Below are 630 nucleotides of genomic sequence, written 5' to 3'. Positions count from 1 at the left end.
GAACTCCGCCTCGGCCCGGTTGCCGCTTCCCCCGTGCGCCGTGCCCCCGTTTCCCCCGTTGCCTACGGCGACCGCGGCGCCCCCACGGGCCTCCGTGGCCGCGTCAGCCGCCGCCACGTACATGATGGGCGACCGCTGACGTCCGGTGCCGCGAGCGCACCCCCGCCCGCTCACGGCACCGGACTTGTCTCCCCCAGACTCCGTCTGAGGGTTCCCCCAGCTCCAACCGGCGTGTAGGCGCGTCCGAATACCTGCGCTGGTTGTCGTGCCGTGCAAGGTGTTCATGTCGCGCCCCCCGTCGTGGAGCTTGTCTCGGTCTCTTGCCTACCGGGGTGGTTCCGCCCGGTGACCAAAAGACTGGCAAGCCAGTTTCATCGCGTTGTCCGTCGACTGTCACAGCCGTGTCACAGGCCATGAAACCCGGGCGAGCCGTCGCGCGCTGCCCCGGAGGTCGAACTCCAGCCCACCTGTAGGCCAGAATGACCAACGTGCCTTTCCTGTTGCTGATCGAGGACGACGACGCCATCCGCACGGCCCTCGAACTCTCCCTGTCCCGCCAGGGCCACCGTGTGGCGACGGCGGCCACGGGAGAGGACGGCCTCAAGCTGCTGCGCGAGCAGCGGCCTGACC

The 630-nt window shown here is 69.5% G+C and carries 1 pseudogene; it reads left to right on the top strand.

The annotated features are described in order from the left end of the window. Positions 1–488 precede the first annotated feature (488 nt). Positions 489–630, top strand: a pseudogene (locus tag KUM32_RS38595) (DNA-binding response regulator); the annotation flags it as partial.

The organism is Streptomyces sp. AC627_RSS907 (assembly GCF_019049165.1).
The sequence above is the reverse complement of the archived record's forward strand: the minus strand, read 5'-3'. Positions and strand labels throughout refer to the sequence as shown.